This is a genomic window from Nocardia salmonicida NBRC 13393 (assembly GCF_001613085.1).
In the GTDB taxonomy this organism is placed as follows: domain Bacteria; phylum Actinomycetota; class Actinomycetes; order Mycobacteriales; family Mycobacteriaceae; genus Nocardia; species Nocardia salmonicida.
This window is the reverse complement of sequence record NZ_BDBR01000033.1, coordinates 23,304-43,251: the sequence shown is the minus strand read 5'-3', so window position 1 is coordinate 43,251 and position 19,948 is coordinate 23,304. Positions and strand designations below refer to the sequence as shown.

Here is a 19,948-nt window from a genome sequence, read left to right as displayed (position 1 = left end):
CCAACCAGACATAGATCAGAGGACGAAGAATATGTTCCACCGTAAGAACGCGGCGCGGCTGGCCGGTGTCGTCGGCGCCGCCGCCGTCACCGTCGGGATGCTGTCGACCGGTGCGGCCAACGCCGACACCTTCATTCCGCTGCCTGGCGGGGAGATCGTCAAGACGCTGTCGGACGGGACCACCGTCACGGTCCGCTTGGTCGGGGAGTCGGCCAACATCAACCCGTCGATGGGTTCGACTCCGGTGCACCGCAACGCGTGGGTGTCGGGCAGTGCGCAGGTCAAGGTATCGGGTAATGCCAAGGGCGGCAAGATCCGTCCCGGCTACGTCGTCGGCTGCCAGGTCAACATCGACGGCGGCGGCGTGGAAGGTGGCATCGAGGGCGAGAGCGACTGGGCGGGCAAGAAGCCCGGTGTCGGAGCCGACACCGGCGCCGAGCTGAGTCTCGGACCGGGCCAGGCCGAATCGTTCTACATTCTGGACTTGGAGAAGGCCGACGAATACGGCGACGAGGCGCACAGCAAGGACAACAAGTTCAAGGGTAAGAACGGCTCGGTGACATGGGCCGACACCACGATCGGCCTGTCCGGCTGCGGTGGCTACGCCCAGGCGCGTGCCTTCGTGAAGGTGAAGGTCGAGACCGACAATGTGACCTCGGTCGTCACGCTGTGGGGTCAGCCGTTCAGCATCGGCTGATCTGCTGATTCCCCAGCGAGGCCCGGCGCGTGGTGCGTCGGGCCTCGCTGTGTTCATCAGGTATCAAGTCACCGGAATCGGGCGTCGGTCGCTGACAACAACCGAACGTCGGCCATCTGGGGAATGCCGAAGTCCCCTGATGGCTGTCCTCCTCCGTACCGGCGTCATCGCGTGACAGCGCCGATTCCGGTGACCTCTGTGCGCGACCTGGCCCCGATGGATCGCCGTTCCTGGCACGCCGAACGTGACCCTCATCGTTGTTCCGCGTGGCGGGCGGTCCGGTAGGGCCGAGAGCACCACGTGGCGCTCGGCTGCGACACGAACAGAGAATCGCAGCTGATCATTGCAGGGGTTCCGGTCGTTTCATTGCGATCTCGCGAAGGGCAGGGATGGTCAGTACGAATCGGGCGCCGCCACTGGGGCTTTCCGTGCAGCGGAGCGTGCCGTGGTGACCGAGTACCGTTTCGCTGACCAATGCGAGGCCGATACCGGTGCCCGCGGTCGCGCGGGAGGCGGTGACGAAACGTTCGAAGATTCGTTCGCGGTCCTTGGGTGCCACGCCGGGGCCCGCGTCGTCGACCGTGACCACGATGTCGGGTCCGTCCCGGTCGACGCGGACACCGGTGGCGCCGCCGCCGTGCCGTTCGGCGTTGATGAGCAGATTGACCAGCGCGCGTTCGAGTTCCGTGCGGCGCCCGCGGACGGTTCCCACATCGCGGATGTCGAGCACGTCCGACGCCGCGCCACGGCCGGCGAGCAGGTGGGTGAGCAGTTCCGCCAAGTCGAGTGGGGTCTGGTCGGAGCGGTGGATGCCTGCTTCCACGCGGGCAAGGGCCAGCATGTCATCGAGTAGGCCCCGCAGATAGGCGGTTTCCTCGACGAGGAGTCCGAGCGCGGCGCGTGGGCGTTCGGACAGTTCGTCGCGATGTCCGGTGAGGACTGTCGCCGTGGTGGTGAGGGTGGTCAGCGGGGTGCGCAGTTCGTGGCTGAGATCGGAGACCAGGCGCCGTTCGCGTTCGATCCGCTGCTGCAACGAGTCGACCATCGAGTTGAAAGCGTCGACTGTGGCGGACAGTTCGTCGTCGTCGGTCCGTGGTAGCCGCAGTTCGTGTTCGCCGAACGCGATCCTGGACGCCGTGGCGGCGACCTGACGTAACGGGCTCAGCGCGCGATGAGCCGCCCAGGCGCCGATCGCGGCGGCGATCGCCACGGCTAGTACCGAGCAGGCGAGCAGGATCGTCCGCAGCATCCGCAGGGTGGACTCGAGTTCGAGTAGCGGTGCGAATTCGTAGAGAACGGTGCGGTCGTCGACGACCGCACCTGCCCGAAGGTAGGGCTGGTCGCCGATCCGAACTCGGGTGGCGGTGCCGGTCATTTCCTGGTCAGGGACGGGGATCGGGGGCGCCGACACGGGCGGAACATCCACGTCCGCGCCCGCCAGTGACCATCTGGAGTCGCGGTGCAACATCGCCATGGTTCCGCTCGGCAGATCCAGCGTCTCCAGGGCTTGGTCGCCGGTGACATCCGTGTTGTCGAGCCGCAGGTGCAGGAGTTCTGCGTGCACCCCCACCGCTCGTTCGACAGTGCGTGCCCGTTGCGACTCCATGTAACCGGTGCTGATGCCGTAGACCGATCCGGACAGGACCACAGCGACCAGGCTCGCGCCCAGCACGAACACGGCGGTGACCCGGCCACGCAGTCCCCGAAACCGTGACCGAAACCGTTGCCCGCGTTCAGGATTGGACATCGAGCCGGTAGCCGAGCCCGCGGACGGTGACGATCAGCCGCGGGTCGGCGGGATCGCGTTCGATCTTCGTACGCAGTCTGCGTACGTGCACGTCGACGATGCGTTCATCGCCGAAGAACCCGCGATCCCAGATCTTGTCGAGTAGCACCTGCCTGCTCATCACCAGGCTGTCGTTCTGAGCCAACTCGCACAGCAACCGGAATTCGGTGAGGGTGAGATGCACGTCCTCGCCTGCCAGTCGCAGCGCGCCACGCTCCGGACACAGGATCAACCTGCGATGCGCCGCCGCATCGAGCACGATCTCGCTGACCTCGCGGTCGGGGTTGTTCCTGGTGCGCCTGCGCAGTGCCCTGATCCGCGCGGACAGTTCCTTGACCTCGAACGGTTTGGTGACGAAGTCGTCCGCGCCTGCCTCGAGCGCGGCGACCACATCATGGGTGTCGTCGCGGGCGCTGACCACGATGATCGGCACATCGTGCTCGCGACGCACCTCCCGGATGTAGGTGTAGCCGTCCATCCCGCCGAGCATGAGGTCGACGAGCATCACGTCAGGAGCACCGAGACTGTGCACCTGGTCGAGGGCATTTTCGGCACAGTCGGCCTCGGCGACGGTGTAGCCCTCGTCCTCCATCGCCAGGCGCAACGACTCCCGAACCCGGGTGTCGTCTTCGACGATCAACAACTGCGCGTTCATGCTGGTGCCTCCGGATTACAAGAATTGTCGAGCAGGGCGAGAATCTGTTGGCCCGCCGTGTGGGGATCCAATCGTCAGCGTGCTTGAACGCTCGTCCTCATTTCGGTGTCGGAGGAGGGAACGTAGCGATCCTGCGGAGGGAAGTCGGGTGCAAGAAGGGGCGGGTCGATTCCGTCGGCGAGCCTGCCCTGCCGCCTGGCCGCAAGATAACGGTCGCTCAAGACACAGCACACGACGACCAACAGCAAAGCCCAGCCGAAAGCCGTCCGGGAATACTCCAGATCGCGGCCGAAGGCGGGCCAGCGGAACAACAACCAGGTTTCGTAGCTGGCGAACCCGAAGATCGCCAACCAGGCAGGCCAGTTTCGCAGCAGCGAACTCTTGACGACGACAGTGAGCAGGAACGGGAACAGAAACATCGAGTAGTACTGCTGGCCCAGGGAACTCAACGCGAACTCGGCGGTGAGCAGGACACCGGTCGCGGTGGTGACGAAGAAGAGTTCCTGGTGGCGGTAGTACCGGTACAGCAGCCACAGGCTGACCACGACCATGGCGGCGAGAACTGCGCGCGCCAGCAGCGTCACGACCGGCGAGACACCGTAGTAGGCGCCGATCCCTGAGATGGAGGAGTTGAAGTAGTCACGAACCTGCAGGCTGTAGGGCAGATTGTGGACGAAGTACCGGCCGGGGTCGGCGGCCAGCGGCCACGCGATCGCCGTGGTGAGCACCGGCATCGCCACCGCGATAACGACCGTCGACCATTGTTTGCGCAGCAATGCCAGCAGCAACAGCGGCGCGAGGATCGGTTTGATCGCAATGGTCAGTCCGAGCACTACACCCGCCGCGATGTCGCGCCGTCCGAGCAGCAGCGTCAGAAAGACGACTTCGGCGAGAAAGAACAACCCGTTGACATTGCCGAAGGTCAAGGTGTTGACGAGCGCTTCGGACAAGAACAGGAAGAAATACGCCACCGGCGCGAGGGGAGCCCGCCAGGTGTAGCCGAACATCCGTAGGAGCAAATGGGTGGCGAGCACCGCGGCGAGCAGGTTGAGAAACAGGAAGACGATCCGCCCGTTCGCCTCGTCGAGTAACCCGATCGGAGCTAAGAGCAGGGTGCCACCCGGTGGGTAGAGGTAGTGCGGATCGACCGAGGACAGATTCGCGGTGTAGACCGGCTCGTGGCGCAGAAATGCCCTGATCGCGTTGTGAACGGGTGTGAAGTCGTTGGTGTGGTGGCCCGGAATCGCCTTGTAGAAGAGCATGTCCGCAGCGGTGACGAGAGCCAGCGGCCACATGACCATCTTGACGACTTGGGCGGGCGTGGGATTTCGGGGTGCGAAGAGTTGGCGGATCATCGTTGCTCAGCCGAGGTAGCCGGCGAGCTGGGGGATCGCGTGGACGATGTGCTGAGCCCAGATCGGCTCACCGATCGCAACGAAGCCCCAATCTTGGTGGGGGCGGCGCAGTTTGCCGAGCACGATGCCGGTATGGGATCGGGCACTGGCCAGATCGATGCGGACCATTTCGGTGCCGGTGACATTGTCGGTGACGCGGCAGAAACCGTTCTCGATCTGATCGAAGCGTTGCCCGGTGTAGCAAGTCACGATGAACACGACAGAGGTGACATCGGGGTGCAGCCGGGTCAGATCCACCGCGATGACCTCGTTGTCACCATCGCCGTCACCGGTGACGCTGTCGCCGAGGTGGCGGATCGCACCGTCGCGGGAGGTGAGCTGTTCGTGGTAGGCGACGTCGACGAACCGGGTTCCGGCGAACGACAGGGCGGCGGCGTTGAGATCGACGTCCTTGCCTGGCCGTCCGAACATGCCGGGACGGACAGGATCCCAGCCCAAGCCCATGGTCACGTGGGTGAGGGCGTCGCGGCCGTAGTGGGGGACTGCTCGGGTCATCGGGTGCTCCTCGTCGAGCGGTCGTGGGTCGGGGTGCGCACGCGATTGCATCAGCGCGGAGTCTGCGGAGGCTGATAGACGTCGGGGATTCCGTCACCGTCGTCACCGTCGTCATCGCGGGATTCGGCTTCGGCCAGTACGCGGTAGACCCGGTTGCGGGCACGTAGCACGATGGTGGCCAGGATTGCCGCGGTGACGGTGCCGAAGAGAACGCCGATGCGGACGTGGTCGGCACGTGTGTGGTCACCGGCGAAGGCGAGTTCGCCGACGAGCAGCGAGACCGTGAATCCGATGCCGCCGAGTAGCGCCACACCGGCGACGTCGATCCAGGACAGTTCCGAATCGAGTTCGGCACGGGTGAGTTTGGCGGTGAGGTAGGTCGTTGCGGTGATGCCGATCAGTTTGCCTGCGACCAGGCCCGCGATGATGCCGAGCGTTACCCGATCGCCGAGGGAATCGGTGAGGCCGCTGAGACCGCCTACGGTGACTCCTGCGGCGAAGAACGCGAACACCGGCACCGCGAATCCGGTCGAGAGCGGGCGTATGCGGTGCTCGAATCGTTCGGCGAGGCCGTGTTCGTCGGTTGTGCCGCGTGCCAGTACCGGGACGGTGAAGCCGAGCAGTACCCCTGCGACGGTGGCGTGGACGCCGGAAAGATGGACCAACCACCATGCGGCCAGTGCGAGCGGTACCAGTAACCAGGGGGAACTGATGCGGCGCTGCACGGCGAGTGCGAATAGGGCGATGGGCACGATCGCGGCCGCCAGATAGGGCAGGTTCAGTTCGCTGGTGTAGAAGATCGCGATCACCGTGACCGCCAAGAGGTCGTCGACCACGGCGAGGGTGAGCAGGAAGGTGCGCAGCGCGGTAGGCAGGTGGGTGTTGATCACCGCGAGGACGGCCAGTGCGAACGCGATGTCGGTCGCGGTGGGAATGGCCCAGCCGTCGAGTGTGCCAGGCGGGCCGGTGCGGTTGACCAGCACATAGATCAGAGCTGGGATGGCCATCCCGCCGACCGCCGCGACGACGGGCAGCGCAGCGCGGCGTGGATCGCGTAGATCGCCGGCGACGAATTCGCGTTTGAGTTCGAGACCGACGACGAAGAAGAAGATCGCCAGCAATCCGTCGGCTGCCCACTCGCTCAGCGACAGGTTCAGGTGAAGCGCTGATGGCCCGATGTGGAAGTCGCGTAGCGCTGTGTACGTCTCGGCCCACGGTGTGTTCGCCCAGATCAGCGCGACTACTGCCGCGACGATGAGCAGCACGCCGCCCACGGTTTCGCGGCGGAGCACCTCGGCGATTCGCCGTGATTCCGGCCAACTGCCGCGAGTGAGGACCCTGCGCCGGTCCGGTGGCGTCATCGAACTGCCGCCTGGAAGAGGCGAACAGCGAGGTCTGAGACGCGTAGAAGCAGCAAGAGTGAGTACCCGTCACCAATCGAACCCCACTCGACGGAGCCCGAGCGAGGTTGCCGACCAGACTTCCCGGCGCACCTACCCGTAAAGATGCCGCAAAGACCACCCCGACCGCAAACCGAACCCGCAGTCGGCCGGCGATCCGCGCGCAGTTTTACTCACAGACGCCGTACACCGGGAAAGGCCAGACGATGGAGATCGTCGCGCCCTCCGTCGCCCACCGGCATGCGCCGCCTGATGTTCCAGACTCCCGTACCTCTACAGACTTCGGTTGGGCAGGTGTTCGGAAGCCGTGTGACCGGATGGTCAGGCCATTGCGCAATGGGTTCGGATTCTCAGGTCATGACGGTGTCGATGTTGGCGGCGAGGGAGGTCGCGATTGCGTTGGCGTCCGCTGACAGGTCGGCTGGCAGCTGCGCGGGGTCGCTGGTGTCGTGCACGTTGATGCCGCCGGCATCGACGCTGACGATGAGATTGCTGGTTCGGAAATGTATTTCCACCGCAGCGGCGATTGTCCCGCTAGTACCGCCGGGGTATCGGGAGCTGGTGGTGACCGCGTAAGCGGAGTCTCCGATTCCGGTCACGTCGATTCCGTTCGGAGGTCGACGTCTGTCGAAGAGACGTCTGGTATGTCTTACTGGATCGGTGACGATGCTGTCGGCGAGGACGACCGCGAAGGAGACGAACAGGTGGCGACTGGTCGGACGCAGCGATGTCTCGTCGAACGGAACCCAAGCATCGAAGCGGGTAAAGATACTGGCGCACCGCACACCGACCGACCGCTCGTCAAAATCGGGATCGGGATCGGTGCTGATCCGGTCTCCTTCTGGTCGCAGGCCATCCGAGAAGAGATCGATGTCTGTGCGAGCGGGGGTGAGCGCAACCGTGCAACTGGCCGGAACGTGGTCGAATCGCGGTTGTGCCACAGCGGTTTCCTGATCCGCGCAGGAGGATACCGAGATCAACGCACCGCCGATGATGGCCAGACTCTGGATAGTTGTTCCTAGCCTGAAAGCTGCACAGCGCGCCACGGGCTTCCTCTGGTGTGTTGTAGGGCGAGATCCGAATAGCGACCATAGCCATCCGATGCGACCTGTCAATCGGCATCGGTGTGTTGCGGCCTGACCTACGAATCATCGAGGGGCTCGGGTGGTCAGATGTCTGCGGTCCGGACAGCGTCGCAGGTGGCAGATCAAGGAGTGCGACTGTTGTTCCGTGACCGTCGATTTCGAGAACATGGGATCCCGAGATTGCGTCCAAGACTGGTGTAGCGAGGCTTTCCGGCGGGTCGGTTTGCCGTTGACGCACGATCGTGACGAACTCCGCGCTGACCACGGCCGCGTGCGGCCAACTTCACTCCGCACCGGACCCAGACCGCGGGTGCCGTCGCCTAGCGCGCGACAACGCGCTTCATGGATTCGAACGCCTGGCGAAGGCCGTGCTGCGAACACGGGTGAATGGCTTCCATACTTCATCTTCGGTGTGCTCAGGTCAGTTCGGCGAAACGTTCGACTTCCTCGATGCGGCCCGAAACGATCAGCTGATCTCCCGCGCCGACGACGGTATCGGCTGTGGCGTAGGTGAATTCGGCGCCAGGATGCTTGATCGCCACCACCGTGATCTCAAAATGTTGGCGTAGCCCGCTGGCAGTGAGGGATTTTCCGACCGCGCTGTGGGGCGCGGTGGTTTTGGCCATCGCATAGTCGGTGTCGAACTCGATGTAGTCGATCATGCGGCCGGTGACCAGGTGCGCGACGCGTTCGCCCATGTCGTGTTCGGGCAGCACCACGTGGTGGGCGCCGACTCGTTCGAGGATCTGGCCGTGTTGGCGGCTGGTGGCCTTGGCCCAGATCTTCGGGATCGCGCAGTCGGCGAGGAGCGACGTGGTGAGGACGCTGGCTTCCATGTTCGAGCCGATGCTGACGACCGCGTGCGGAAACGCGGGCACACCCAACTGCTGCAGTGCCTCCATGTTCGTGGTGTCCGCGCACGCCACGTGGGTGAGGTCCTCGGAATACTTCTGTACCAGTGCCGGGTTCGAGTCGATGGCGAGCACCTCGGAGCCGTGCGTGACCAATTCCCGGGCCAGGGCGCCGCCGAATCGGCCGAGACCGATCACGACGACGCGGGTGCCGTGTTTGCGTGGTGTCCTACCCAACAATGGGACGCTCCTCGGGGAGTTCGTAGCGGCGGCCCCGGGTACGCAAGGCGAGCGCGGTGGCCAAGGTGATCGGTCCCAAACGACCGAGGAACATCAAGGCGACGAGCACGAGAAGGCCTGGGTCGGGGATATCGGCGGTGATTCCGGTGGACAGCCCGACCGTGCCGAAGGCCGACACCACCTCGAACAGCACGTCGTCGAGGTCCATCCGGGTGATCGTCAACAAGGTGATCGTGCCGAGCACCACCGCGCCGACGGAGAGGAGCACGACGGTGACGGCTTGGCGTTGCACCGGTGCCGCGAGCTTGCGGTCGAGCACGTGCACGGTCGGTTCGCCGCGCACTTCGGCGGCGATGACGAAGGCGAGCAGGGCGAAGGTGGTCACCTTGATGCCGCCCGCGGTACCCGCGCTGCCACCGCCGATGAACATCAGCACATCGGTGACCAGCAGCGTCGAGGAGTTCATCGCCCCCACATCGACATTGTTGAAGCCCGCTGTGCGTGGTGTGAGGCCGCTGAACCCGCCGACCAGCAGCTTCTGCAGCGTGCTCAGCGGTCCGAGGGTGCCGGGGTTGGACCACTCCAGCCCGATGACCAAGACGATGCCGAGCAGAGCCAACGCGAAGTAGGTGAGCACGGTGATCCTGGTATGCAGCGACCATCGTCGCCGGTGTCCCTGCCTGCGCAGCGACTTGCTCACCTCGTATACCACCGGGAACCCGAGTCCGCCGATGATGAACGCGACCGCGATGGGGATCATGATCAGCGGGTCGGCGGCGAATCCGACGAGGCTGTCGGCATAGAGTCCGAACCCGGCGTTGTTGTAGGCCGAGATCGCGTGGAACACCCCCAGATAGAGTCCGCGCCAACCGGTTTCGTCGTAGCCGAAGACGAATCGGACCGTCAGCACGGCGGCGACCGCCGCCTCGACGGCCAGGCTCATCCGGATGACCCCGATGACCACGCGACGACTTTCGCCCAACCGCAGCGTTTTCGTCTCCGACTGGGCGATCAGCTGCATCCGCAGTCCCATCCGCCGGGCGACCAGCAGGCCGAGCAGTGAGGCCAGGGTCATGATCCCGAGGCCGCCGATCTGGATCAGTCCGAGGATCACCACTTCGCCGAACATCGACCAATGGCTTTCGGTGTCCACCACGACCAGCCCGGTGACGCATACCGCCGACACCGCCGTGAACAGGGCCGTCACGGGCTCGGTCACCGTGCGTGACTCGGCGGCCACCGGCAGCATCAGCAACAACGTCCCGATCACTGTCGCGGCACCGAAGCCGAGGACGACCAGCCGCGCGGGGTGACGGGGGTTGGGGAGCAGTCGAGTGGCCAGGCCTGTGGCGAAGGTGACCCAGTCATCGCGCCGGCTCGGCGCGGGCTCGGAGTCAGGACGCGAATGCGCGATGAGCCAGCCTAAGGTCATCGTGCTCGAGCAGGGCTGCGCCGGACCGTATGGATCTCGTAAAGAACGTGATCTGCCCGCTCGCTGTTTCGTGGTCGCGGCTGAGTGCTTGCTAGCGTTATTTGTTGGTGTGCCGGGAAGCCTGGTCGGCGAGTGATGGGTTGTGTCCCCACCATGATCAGGAGCCCGGCGTTGACTGAACACGTTGTCGTGATCGGATACGGAGCGACCGGCCGCAGTGCGGTCGAGTTTCTCGCTGCCGATGCGAATATTGGGGTGACCGTCATCGATATCGCGCGGGACCGCGTTGTGCTGGCCGCGCGCGAAGGCAATGCGGCTGAGGTGGGCAGTGGTCTCGACGCAGATCTGCTCCAGCGAATGGGCATCGTGGACGCGGACAGCGTCATCGTTGCGGTGGGTGACGACGAGGCAGCGGTGCGGGTCACCTCGCTCGTGCGTGGACTGAACCGAACCGCGACCGTGTGTACCGCGATCCACGAGATCGGCTGGGAGCCGGTTGCGGTGTATCTCGGTGCTGACCAGGCGGTCAACGTCAGTCGGCTGTCCGGGGTGATGCTCGGGTGTGCGGTCGCCGATCCGAGTCTTCCGAGCAGAGTTGCCAGGTTTCTCAGCAGCCGGCCCCAGGTCGTCGTCAGAGAACGGCTGGCACGCCACCGCGAATGCGGGCGCCTGTTGGCCCGATGCTCTCCGCTGGTTCTTGCCGCCAGGAGAGAAGGTCGTGTGCTGTGGCGAGATGGGTTTGTGCAGGAACGGGTTCGTCCATCGGATCGGTTGATGGTGCTCAGTCTCTCGTGGGGATCGGGTGAGCGGGCAGTTCTCAGTCGAGGTCTCGGTGGTTGAACCGGTAGATGCCCACGGTGACCATGACCAGCGAGGTGGCCGCGAGCACGGCGATACTGCTGACGCTGATGCCGTTTCGGAGCGGTTCGCTGTCGATGTAGTAGTGGAACGGTGACAGGTAGGCGGCCCAGCCGATGCCGATCTGGTCGGCGAAAGTGTGTGCGGCCCAGGCGGCGACGCCGATGACCGCGGTGAGCGCGAACACGGTGCCGCGGTGACCGGTGAAGGCTCCGATGGCGGTGGCTACTGCCCCGAAACACACGATGAGCAGGACCAGGTGAACGCATTGCGCCGCGAGCTGGCCGACGCTGATCGTGGTGAGGTCGGCGCTGCCGCGGATGGCGAGCATTCCCAGCCACACGAGCGCGCTGATTCCGGTCGCGGCGGCGACGAGTGCGGCGAAGCGTTGTGCGAGGAAGGAAGTGCGGGTGATGGGGTGGGCCAGCAGCAGGTCGAGGGTGCCGGATTCTTCGTCGGCGGCGGAGACTCTGGCACCGACGGCGGCGCCGAAGAACATGGCCAGTAGCGGCACGATCATTCCGAACACGGTGGAACCGAGATAACCAGCGGCGGAGGCGATGTCGTCCATGTTCAACGCCTCGCGCAGGCCTTCGGGCAGGTTTTCGGTTTGGGCGGCGCCGTTGGCTGCCATCTGTGGGTAGAAACTGGCGTAGGCGACCGCGGCGACGGTGATGCCCGCGGTCCAGCCGAGCAGGCTGCGGCGCGAATCGCGCAGGGTTTTGGTGAAGATGACGGTGCGGACGGTGGCGGCTGCGGGCTCGATCATCGGGCCGATCGCGGCAGTGACGGTCATATCTGTATCCCTCTGTGAACGAAGAGAATTCGGGGCGAACTGTCAGGAAGCAGGTTGCGGCGCGGCGTCGGCGTCGGCGTAGTGGCGGTGGAAGATCTCGTCGAGGTGCGGCTCGGTGGTGGTCAGCGTGCGCACGGTGTGCCGGGCGGCGGCTTTGACGACGGCATCGGGCGACCCCGACAGCCCGGCGCGCAACGTGGTGCCGCCTGGGTCGAGTCGCGGGTCGATCAGGCCGGGCAGCACGCGGAACTCGTCGATCGTCACCGGGTCGGCGAAGCCGATCTCGATGCGACGGACCGCTGCTGCCCGTAGGTCGGCCACGGTGTCGAGTGCGACCAGTGCGCCGTCGCGCAGGATGGCGACCCGGTCGGCGACAGCCTCGACTTCGTCCATGATGTGGCTGGACATGAAGACCGTCTGACCGTTGTCGGCGGCCTCGGTGACCAGCTCGAGGAAGGTCTGCTGCACCAGTGGGTCGAGCCCGGACGTCGGTTCGTCGAGGATCAGTAGTTCAGGGGCGTGCATGAAGGCCTGCACCAGTCCGACCTTCTGCCGGTTGCCCTTGGACAGGCTCTTGATCGTGGCGGTCGGGTCCAGCCCGAGCCGCTCGGACAGCTCATCGATCCGCGGCTGCGGCACGCCACCGCGCAGATCCGCGAGAAACCGTAGGCACTCGCGCACTCGCTGGCGGCTGTCGACGATGAAATCGCCCGCCAGATAACCGATCCGGCGACGCATGTCGACACCATCTGCGCGTGGATCCAGTCCGAGCACCGAAGCAGTTCCCGTCGTGGGGCGGATCAGGTCGAGCAGGAGTCGGATGGTGGTCGATTTCCCCGCACCGTTGGGTCCGAGGTAGCCGAATACCTCACCGGCCCGGACGTCGAGGGTCAGCCCGGTGAGTCCTCGACGGGTGCCGTAGGTCTTGGTGAGATCGCGGATCTCTATGGCGTTGTTCATGTCTCAAACAATATCAAGATTTCAGAGATCTGTGAAGATTCAGAAATTTGGGAGGCGTGGGTACGATTGACGCATGGATTCCGATCAGCGACTGCGCGACGCCGCCGAGCGCCTTGCCTTGACCCTGTCGCAGGGCGGCATGCAGAAGATGACGGCGCGGGTGATGACCGCACTGCTCTACACCGAGCAGGAGACGATGACCGCCGCCGATCTGTGCGAGCGGCTGTCCATCAGCACCGGGGCGGTCTCGACCGCGATCAAACAGCTGACCCAGACCGGCATGGTGGAGCGCGTGCCCGCCCCCGGCAGTCGCCGCGAGCACTACCGTTTCCCCAAAGGTGTGTGGGCTCAGCTGTTCTCGCAACAGAACATGATGTTGAAGATCATGAAGGACGCCGCCCAGGAGGGCCTCGACGCCATCGGAGACGGCACCCCCACCGCCGCGCGGCTACACGAGATGCAGGACTTCTATGGGTACATGGAACACGAGATGCCCGCCCTGATCGAACGTTGGCGCGAGCGAATCGACAACTGACCATGGGAAAGGCCACACGATGGAGATAGTGAAGCGCCCTGCGCCGCCGACCGGCATTCGCCGCCTGATGTTCCGGGCCCCCATTCACCTCTACCGACTACGGCTGGGCTGGTTGTTCGGTGGCAGGCTGCTCCTGCTCGATCACACGGGGCGGGTGTCGGGGAAGCCTCGCCAGGCGGTCGTCGAAGTCGTCGAACACGACAGCGCTGATGGCAGCTACGTCGTCTGCTCCGGGTTCGGCCCCACCGCCGCGTGGTACCAGAACATCCTCGCGACACCGGACACCAGTATTCGAGTCGGCCTGCGCACAATCCAGGTGACCGCAGTGCCGCTCGATACCAACGAAGGCGGGGAGTTCATGGCCCGCTACGCGCCCCGTCACCCTCGAGCGGCACGAAAACTGGTGCGGTTCATGGGCTTCGCCGTCGACGGTACGCCAGAGGACTACCGCGAGGTCGGACGTCAACTGCCCTTCGTGCGTTTGTGCCCCCGGACGTGAGCGGCGGCGAGGAATGGTCATGAATCGCTCGCGGTATCTGCGTCATCGGGTGTTTGCCCGGCACTCCCACCCGGTCAGTGCCTGGACCCGGCTGCTCACCACACCGCTGGTTGTCGCACCGTTCTGGACCAGGCGGGCGGACGTGACCGCTGGAGTTCTGGTCTGGTTCGCGATCAACCCGATCATCACCCCAGAACCTGTCGATCGGCGATCGTTTGCCACCCGGGCCATTCTCGGTGAGGAGCGCTGGCTGGCACGACCCGAGCTGGACCCGACGATGACCGTACTCAATGCGGTAGGCGCTGGCGTCCTGGCAGGGTCGATGCTCGCGGCTCGGCACCGCCGCAAGGTTCCGACCGTGCTCGGCGTAGCTGCCAGCATGGCGCTCACCCTGTACAGCTGGCGGCGCTATGCCGCGCTCTATGACGGAGGTCGGAATGCTGCCTGAAATCAACTGACCGGGATCTTCACCGTGGGGGCACTGATCGGTTCTATTCCTTTGGGCGAAGTATGTCGTCGAGTTGCAGCTCGAGCCGGTCGAGCCGGTCGAGCCGGTCGAGCGCCGCGCGGGCCTCTTCTAGCTCGGCCTCGAGCCGCTCTACCGCGGCCTCACCTACTGCCGGTCGACTGTGGCGGCTCGCCCGGTGGCACCGTCTGTATGCCCGGCGTGTGCTCGGGGTGACGTGTTAGTCGGCATCGGTCTGTGGTGCGGCTTGTTCGGCGAATCGTCGGTGGGCTCGGGTGATCAGATGTTTGCGGTCCGGGCTGCGGCGAAGGTGGCGCGCAGGGCTCGAACTCACACTGGTGAAGGCGGCGGTGATCGCGAGCAGGATCACGGGCGTGCCGAGGCCGATGACGAATGCGAGGGCGACCGCGATGTCTCGTTGTCCGGTTTGGACAGCGGCGAACGCGCCGATGACGGTGCACATTGCGGCGAAAACGAGGAACAGGAACAGGTATTCGCGGGCGCGGACGCGCATCCGGCACAGGCGGCAGATCGGCCAGTGAGCGTGGACGACCGAGTCGGCTTCACTGGATTGCCGGGCGATCCCGAAGCCGTCCGGTGCGGGCGCCAGGTAGGAGCCCAGCCGGTCCGAGAGCGTGAATCGTTGGGTGTCGTCGAATTGGACAGCTGCTTCGTAGGTGTCGATCGCGGTCCGGCCGTGTTCGACACAGACCCGGGGCAGGGGATCAACCAGTGTGTAGTGCAGTACGCCGCGTTGATCGGTCGGATTGATATGTGCCGGATCGTATTCGATGCGCAAGCTCACCTCGATCCCGCGTCGTGTCACCGGTTGTCCTCCCGACTGTCGATCAGGTCGCGCCGACCTCGGCTATTGGAGCCAGCCACGTTGCTGACGGTCCTGGTAGTAGAGGTCGTCGTCATCGGGTTCATCGGGGGTCACGATCTGCTCGCGGTTGGGCTTGCGGGTCCCGGGGATCACCCCAGGCTGTGAGGTGTCTGTTGCCTGTGGTGGGGTAGGGGTGGGTCCGCTCGATCGGTCGAGCGAAGGGGCGGTCTCGTTCGCCGGGGCGGACGTAGTCGGCGCCGGGTTCGGGGATTCGCGGAACTGCTCGAGTTCGGCGCGGCCCTGCTCTGCCAGACGATCGCGTTCCTCTTCCGACAGCTCGGCGATCTTCTGCATCGCTGCGGGCAGGACACCGTCGAGAACCCGGTTGAACGACTCAGCGCCGGCGAGGTCGCGCACGCTGGCGCGTCCGGCCAGAATCTCCCCGATCTGTCGTTTCAACGCGTCGTCGTGGGTGCTGGTAGCGATGACGCGCAGAGCGGCGCTGACTTGTCTGGATACCGCGATGTCGCCGCGCGCGACATCGAGCATCGGTTCGGGATTGTTCACTAGACTCCCTGATGGTCGTAGGTTTCGGCGCCCAATGCGGGGATCGTGGTGGAGCTTATCGTCGCGACTCCGCCGAGGATGGTGCCTACCGCGGCCTCGGCCAGGAACACCCATTTGGTGAACTGGCCCAACACTTTTCCCCAGCCCTCGACGATTTGCACGATCTCATAGACCGCGGAGGCGGTGGTGAACACCGAACCGACGGCACCGACTCCTGTGGTTGCCATCGCCGCAGCGGCAGCTTCTTTGATCGCGAGGATGATCGCGGCGTCGTAGATGTCCTGGATCCGCCCGCAAATAAACTGTGCCATGTAGTAAGACGCCAGGGAGTACTCGTCGACCGTTGTGCTGATGTCTTTGAGGGTGCTGGCTTGGGTGGTCAGGGCCTGGGTGAGTTTGTCGAAGTAGGCGTCGGCGGCGTCGGCGGCGTTGCCTTCCCAGCTGGTGTGTACTTCGCGATTGTCGGCGGAGACCGTGTGGGCGTAGTCGCGCAGGTAGTCGGACACGTTGCCCAGCGCGGTTCCGGCCAGTTGCAGCGACTGCCAGTCACCGGCGATCTTGTTGGTGGTGTAGGTCAGCGGGTCGACGCCGATCGTCTTGTTGAGTACATAGTTGATCCAGTAGCTGGGTGAGACGATGTTGCCGTTGATGACCAGTTCCACCAGATCCGGGATCGGGTCGTTGGGTTGCGGCTCGGTCAGCGATGTCACCGGTGTGGTGGTGGTGGTGGTGGTGGTCATTTGCTTCTCCCGACGTAGGTCTTGTCGAGTGCGGCGGCGGTCGCGTGGTCGGTGCTGCGATACATCTGCGCGGACTTGACCAGCTCGGCGGCCGAGCCTTCGGTGACCGAGGTCAGGGTGGCGAAGTTCGATTCGAGGTCGGTCAGGATCTGGCTCAGGGTGTCGACGACACCGGTGAGGAAGACCCCACCCGCGCCGTCGTCGACCTTCAACCATTGTTGGACGTAGGGGGTGGCCTGCGTGTGGTCGGTCGCCAGTTGTTTGAGTTTGTTGGCGAACGTATCCAACTGGTCGGGTTCGACTTTCAGTTCCTCGGTCACCGTCGCGCCTGTCTCATCGGGGTAGTGCGTTCGTGCACTGGCTACTTTTTTGCTGTTCACTGTCTTGGACGCGCCAGCGGTCCGATCGGTTCCATCGAATCCGGAAAACCAGGGCGACAGTCGATCACGGCGGCCTCCCGTGCCTACGCGTGGAGGGTCATTGCTGCCGAAGAACTCGGTGGGCAGCGTGGTGGCCGGTGGGTTGCTTCGGCTACCCCACGGATGGCGGCTTCGACAGCGTCGAGACGATCCGCGAGTAGGCCGAGACCGCCGATCGCGCGGACCAAGGGATCGTCTTCGCTGCCTCCGAGCGCCAGGTCTCAGACGTAGGCGGATTTGATCTGGCCCCATCGGGTGGCTTGGGTCGGGGGTGAGTCGGCCCCGGGGTTCGGCCAGTTTGAGGGGCGCTTCTGCGTTCGCGGCAAGGGTTTGGGCTTCGCCACGGTAGTGGTGTCATCGATCAGGGTTTCGAGTTCTTCGTCCATTCATCACCGTTACGATGCGGCCGGTGAGGCCGTTCATGTCGCGGTAGGAGCCTTGGAGTTGGAACGGGGGCTCGGCGCGGGCGGTGTCGGTCATCGCGGCCGAGGCGATGTAGAGCTCCGCATGGGTCACGGACAGCTCGGTCCGAGTAGCATTGCTCGCAGGTGCGCCGGGAAGTCTGGTCGGCAATTATATTCGCTGACCCGGAAAGGGCTCCGATGCCCGCACCTGCTGCGTTGCCCACACACACCACATCTGATATCGCCATCGCCTTCGATCATCTATCGAAACGGTTCGGTCGTACCCTCGCTATTGAGGACCTCACCTTGTCCGTCGAAGCGGGGGAGGTCTTCGGATTCCTCGGACCCAACGGTGCGGGAAAGTCGACCACGATCCGGCTACTTCTCGGCCTGATCCGACCGACCACCGGTGTCGTACGAGTGTTCGGCCACGACGCACGCGATGCCCGCCGCTCGCACCACCACCTCGCCTACGTCCCCGCCGATGTGGCGTTGTGGCCCATGCTGACCGGCGCCGAGATTCTCGAACTGGTCGCTCGGGTCGGACCAGGCATCGACGTGGCGTACCGCGCCGCATTGGTCGAGCGTTTCGCGCTCGATCTCAACAAATCCGCCAAAACCTATTCGACCGGCAATCGACAGAAGGTCGCCCTGGTGGCGGCGTTCGCCACCCGCGCGCCACTGCTCGTCCTCGACGAGCCGACCAGCGGACTGGATCCGTTGATGGAACACGAATTTCGGCGATGCGTCGCCGAGGCCCGCCAGCGTGGACAAACAGCGTTCTTGAGCTCGCACCATCTCGGAGAAGTCGAGGCCCTGTGTGATCGGGTCGCGATCCTGCGTGAGGGCCGCCTGGTCGACATCGCGACCCTGGCCGATCTACGTCGACTCCAGCGCACCATCGTGGAGGCCTCCTACGAAGGGGAGCCCCCGCGCCTGGACGATGTGGCGGGGGTGTTGGCCGTTGAAGTTCTCGACCAGCATCAGGTGCGGTTCACCCTGACCGGGCCACCCGCGCCCGCGTTGCGCGCTCTCGCCGAGGCTCAGGTGACGGCGTTGTCGCTGCGCGAGCCCACCCTCGAGGAGATCTTTCTCGACTACTACGGGACGCAGCGATGAGTGCTGCGACAGTGTACCCGCACCGCGCGACCGTCCCGCCCACTGGGCCCGCTTTGGCCTGGCTGACCTACCGTCAGGTGTGGCGCGGCGCGGCACTGATAGCTGTCACCGTGACCGGGCTGTCCGCCGTGGTCGCCGTGCAATATCAGACGACTTTCGCCGACGCCCTCGACTCCGGCGCGTTGCGCGCGCTCGCCGAGAACCCCGCCATCAGAGTCCTGTTCGGCGAGCCGCGCGCGCTCGATGATCCCGGCGGGTTCACCGTCTGGCGCACCGGCACACCTGTGCTGGTGTTGTGCGGGGTGTGGGCGTTGTTGAGTGCCACCAGGCTCACTCGCGGCGAGGAGGAGAGCGGTCGCTGGGACCTGGTTCTCGGCGGGCGCGTCCGCATGGTGGACCTGGTCGCGTGGTGCACCACCGTTCTCACACTGGCGGCCATAGTGAGTGCGGTGGGCATCGGCGCCGCCTTGATCGCCACAGGCACCGACCCCAGCGGCGCTGTCATCCATGGTGTGTGTGTACTGGGTTCGACGGCGACGTTCGCGGGCGTGGGTGTGCTCGCCGCGCAACTGCTCGGTTCCCGCTCGGCAGCCACCGGAGCGGCCTGCGCGGTCCTCGGGGCGAGCCTATTGGTGCGGATGCTCGCCGATGGCGTGTCCGCGTTGGCATGGATGGCCTGGTTCACCCCGTTCGGCTTGGCTGCCCGCGCTGCGCCCTACGCCGAGAACCGGATCGCACCGTTGCTGGTGCTGGTTGGCCTGGCGATCACACCCGCCATCGCCGCGCTGGTCGTTGCCCATCGCCGTGATCTCGGTGGGGCGGTGTTCGTCCGGTCGGATTCCCGCGCGGCGCGAACTCGTCTGCTGGGTTCAGTTCCCGCCTTCGCGGTTCGGCGCGCGCTCGCGCCCACTGCGGGATGGGCTGCCGGCATAGCCGCGTATTTCGTGCTGATCGGCGCCTTGGCTTCGACGATCGTGCGCTTTCTCGAGCAGAACCCACGCTTCGCTGACCTCGCGGCCACCGCCGGTTTCGGCAGCCTCGGCTCGGCGACCGGGTTCGCTGCCGCGATATTCGCGCTACTCGCCATCCCCACCGGGCTCTATGCCGCCACCCGCATCGCCGCCATGGCCGCGGATGAGAAGGCCCGCCGCTGGACACCCTTACACGCGCTACCGCTGTCCCGATACCAACTCGCGGGAGCCGAAATCGCCGTCACCACACTGGGTGTGATGGTTTTGCTGACGACTGCGGCGCTGGCCATGTGGGTCGGGGCGGTAAGCACCGGTGCTCCGCTGGGGTTGAGCGTTGCCTTCGCCGGCGCGTTCAACCTGGTGCCAGTGGTGTTGCTCGCGCTCGGCGCGGCGACACTGGCCTTGGGCTGGTATCCACACGCCGTCGGCGCGATCGGGGCGGTCCCTGTCGTCGGGGGATTCCTGCTCGACGTCGTCGCTGCCAGCACCGACGCACCGACCTGGGTGCACAAACTTTCCCCATTCGCGCACCTGGCCGGCGTACCGAACACCGGACCGAACGTGCTCGCCAGCGTCGTTCTCACTGCCCTCGCCGTCGCGACAACAGTGCTCGGCTTGCTCGGCTACGCCCACCGTGATTTGCACGACTAACCATTGATGACGGGCCACCGACCGGCCCGCGATCCCGCATCGATCGCGGCGGCGCAGTCGGATCCGGCTGCGGTCAGGGCA

Annotated in this window: 22 protein-coding genes; 7 read left to right on the top strand and 15 right to left on the bottom strand. The window is 65.2% G+C overall.

From position 1 onward, the window contains the following. The first annotated feature begins 31 nt into the window (after positions 1-31). A complete protein-coding gene (locus NS1_RS27365) occupies positions 32-697 on the top strand; it encodes an MspA family porin (protein WP_062989029.1) in 666 nt (221 codons plus the stop codon). A 340-nt stretch (positions 698-1,037) separates the two neighbouring features. Here NS1_RS27365 and NS1_RS27360 read toward each other — a convergent pair whose 3' ends face one another. The 8 genes from NS1_RS27360 to NS1_RS27325 all read right to left on the bottom strand — a co-directional run bounded on the left by NS1_RS27360 (position 1,038) and on the right by NS1_RS27325 (position 10,056). Next, positions 1,038-2,444, bottom strand: coding sequence for a sensor histidine kinase (locus tag NS1_RS27360; protein ID WP_063816280.1), 1,407 nt, complete (start codon positions 2,442-2,444; stop codon positions 1,038-1,040). Continuing rightward, positions 2,431-3,138 (bottom strand): response regulator transcription factor, encoded by a 708-nt coding sequence (locus tag NS1_RS27355; RefSeq protein ID WP_062989025.1) that lies wholly within the window; start codon positions 3,136-3,138, stop codon positions 2,431-2,433. Before NS1_RS27355 ends, NS1_RS27360 begins: the two co-directional genes overlap by 14 nt. 74 nt (positions 3,139-3,212) lie before the next feature. Continuing rightward, positions 3,213-4,493 carry a glycosyltransferase family 87 protein gene (locus tag NS1_RS27350; RefSeq protein ID WP_062989023.1) on the bottom strand — a complete coding sequence of 427 codons (1,281 nt, stop codon included), beginning with the start codon at positions 4,491-4,493 and terminating at the stop codon, positions 3,213-3,215. Between the two features lie 6 nt (positions 4,494-4,499). Continuing rightward, positions 4,500-5,048 (bottom strand): TerD family protein, encoded by a 549-nt coding sequence (locus NS1_RS27345; RefSeq protein ID WP_062989142.1) that lies wholly within the window; start codon positions 5,046-5,048, stop codon positions 4,500-4,502. Between the two features lie 50 nt (positions 5,049-5,098). Then, positions 5,099-6,409, bottom strand: a complete 1,311-nt coding sequence (nhaA, locus tag NS1_RS27340; protein WP_084504495.1) for a Na+/H+ antiporter NhaA — start codon at positions 6,407-6,409, stop codon at positions 5,099-5,101. A 389-nt stretch (positions 6,410-6,798) separates the two neighbouring features. After that, entirely contained in the window at positions 6,799-7,494 is a 696-nt protein-coding gene (locus NS1_RS27335; protein ID WP_157125401.1) for a hypothetical protein, read from the bottom strand. 455 nt (positions 7,495-7,949) lie between these two features. Next, entirely contained in the window at positions 7,950-8,582 is a 633-nt protein-coding gene (locus NS1_RS27330) for a potassium channel family protein (RefSeq protein WP_084504493.1), read from the bottom strand. Between the two features lie 31 nt (positions 8,583-8,613). Further along, on the bottom strand, positions 8,614-10,056 hold the full coding sequence (locus tag NS1_RS27325) for a TrkH family potassium uptake protein (protein WP_084504491.1): 1,443 nt from the start codon (positions 10,054-10,056) through the stop codon (positions 8,614-8,616). Positions 10,057-10,227: 171 nt separating this feature from the next. Here NS1_RS27325 and NS1_RS27320 point away from each other — a divergent pair, with 171 nt between their 5' ends. Next, positions 10,228-10,896, top strand: a complete 669-nt coding sequence (locus NS1_RS27320) for an NAD-binding protein (RefSeq protein ID WP_169812837.1) — start codon at positions 10,228-10,230, stop codon at positions 10,894-10,896. On the opposite strand, the gene NS1_RS27315 is transcribed toward NS1_RS27320, so the two are convergent. Both NS1_RS27315 and NS1_RS27310 read right to left on the bottom strand, forming a co-directional pair. Continuing rightward, the gene (locus NS1_RS27315) at positions 10,874-11,710 is read right to left on the bottom strand and encodes an ABC transporter permease subunit (RefSeq protein WP_084504487.1); all 837 of its coding nucleotides are present in this window, start codon (positions 11,708-11,710) and stop codon (positions 10,874-10,876) included. The genes NS1_RS27320 and NS1_RS27315 overlap by 23 nt on opposite strands. Before the next feature lie 42 nt (positions 11,711-11,752). Beyond that, a complete protein-coding gene (locus NS1_RS27310; RefSeq protein WP_062989015.1) occupies positions 11,753-12,670 on the bottom strand; it encodes an ABC transporter ATP-binding protein in 918 nt (305 codons plus the stop codon). A 73-nt stretch (positions 12,671-12,743) separates the two neighbouring features. On the opposite strand from NS1_RS27310, the gene NS1_RS27305 reads away from it, so the two are divergent. Genes NS1_RS27305 through NS1_RS27295 form a run of 3 tightly spaced genes read left to right on the top strand, consistent with a single transcriptional unit; the run spans position 12,744 to position 14,152 of the window. Beyond that, the gene (locus tag NS1_RS27305) at positions 12,744-13,205 is read left to right on the top strand and encodes a GbsR/MarR family transcriptional regulator (protein WP_063816279.1); all 462 of its coding nucleotides are present in this window, start codon (positions 12,744-12,746) and stop codon (positions 13,203-13,205) included. Between the two features lie 19 nt (positions 13,206-13,224). Next, the gene (locus NS1_RS27300) at positions 13,225-13,704 is read left to right on the top strand and encodes a nitroreductase family deazaflavin-dependent oxidoreductase (RefSeq protein WP_062989013.1); all 480 of its coding nucleotides are present in this window, start codon (positions 13,225-13,227) and stop codon (positions 13,702-13,704) included. Between the two features lie 19 nt (positions 13,705-13,723). Further along, positions 13,724-14,152, top strand: coding sequence for a DUF6653 family protein (locus tag NS1_RS27295; RefSeq protein ID WP_062989132.1), 429 nt, complete (start codon positions 13,724-13,726; stop codon positions 14,150-14,152). Between the two features lie 238 nt (positions 14,153-14,390). Here NS1_RS27295 and NS1_RS27290 read toward each other — a convergent pair whose 3' ends face one another. The 5 genes from NS1_RS27290 to NS1_RS40295 all read right to left on the bottom strand — a co-directional run bounded on the left by NS1_RS27290 (position 14,391) and on the right by NS1_RS40295 (position 17,238). Further along, complete coding sequence (locus NS1_RS27290) at positions 14,391-14,996, bottom strand: hypothetical protein (protein ID WP_062989011.1); 606 nt, start codon at positions 14,994-14,996, stop codon at positions 14,391-14,393. Positions 14,997-15,038: 42 nt separating this feature from the next. Then, a complete protein-coding gene (locus tag NS1_RS27285) occupies positions 15,039-15,563 on the bottom strand; it encodes a hypothetical protein (RefSeq protein WP_062989009.1) in 525 nt (174 codons plus the stop codon). Then, positions 15,563-16,303, bottom strand: coding sequence for a WXG100 family type VII secretion target (locus NS1_RS27280; protein WP_062989008.1), 741 nt, complete (start codon positions 16,301-16,303; stop codon positions 15,563-15,565). Before NS1_RS27280 ends, NS1_RS27285 begins: the two co-directional genes overlap by 1 nt. Further along, complete coding sequence (locus NS1_RS40985) at positions 16,300-16,623, bottom strand: type VII secretion target (protein WP_063816285.1); 324 nt, start codon at positions 16,621-16,623, stop codon at positions 16,300-16,302. Before NS1_RS40985 ends, NS1_RS27280 begins: the two co-directional genes overlap by 4 nt. A 453-nt stretch (positions 16,624-17,076) precedes the next feature. Next, positions 17,077-17,238, bottom strand: a complete 162-nt coding sequence (locus NS1_RS40295) for a hypothetical protein (protein WP_157125400.1) — start codon at positions 17,236-17,238, stop codon at positions 17,077-17,079. An 86-nt stretch (positions 17,239-17,324) separates the two neighbouring features. Here NS1_RS40295 and NS1_RS27270 point away from each other — a divergent pair, with 86 nt between their 5' ends. After that, positions 17,325-18,245 (top strand): ABC transporter ATP-binding protein, encoded by a 921-nt coding sequence (locus NS1_RS27270; RefSeq protein ID WP_062989004.1) that lies wholly within the window; start codon positions 17,325-17,327, stop codon positions 18,243-18,245. Continuing rightward, entirely contained in the window at positions 18,242-19,867 is a 1,626-nt protein-coding gene (locus tag NS1_RS27265) for an ABC transporter permease (RefSeq protein ID WP_062989002.1), read from the top strand. Before NS1_RS27270 ends, NS1_RS27265 begins: the two co-directional genes overlap by 4 nt. Positions 19,868-19,948 lie beyond the last annotated feature (81 nt).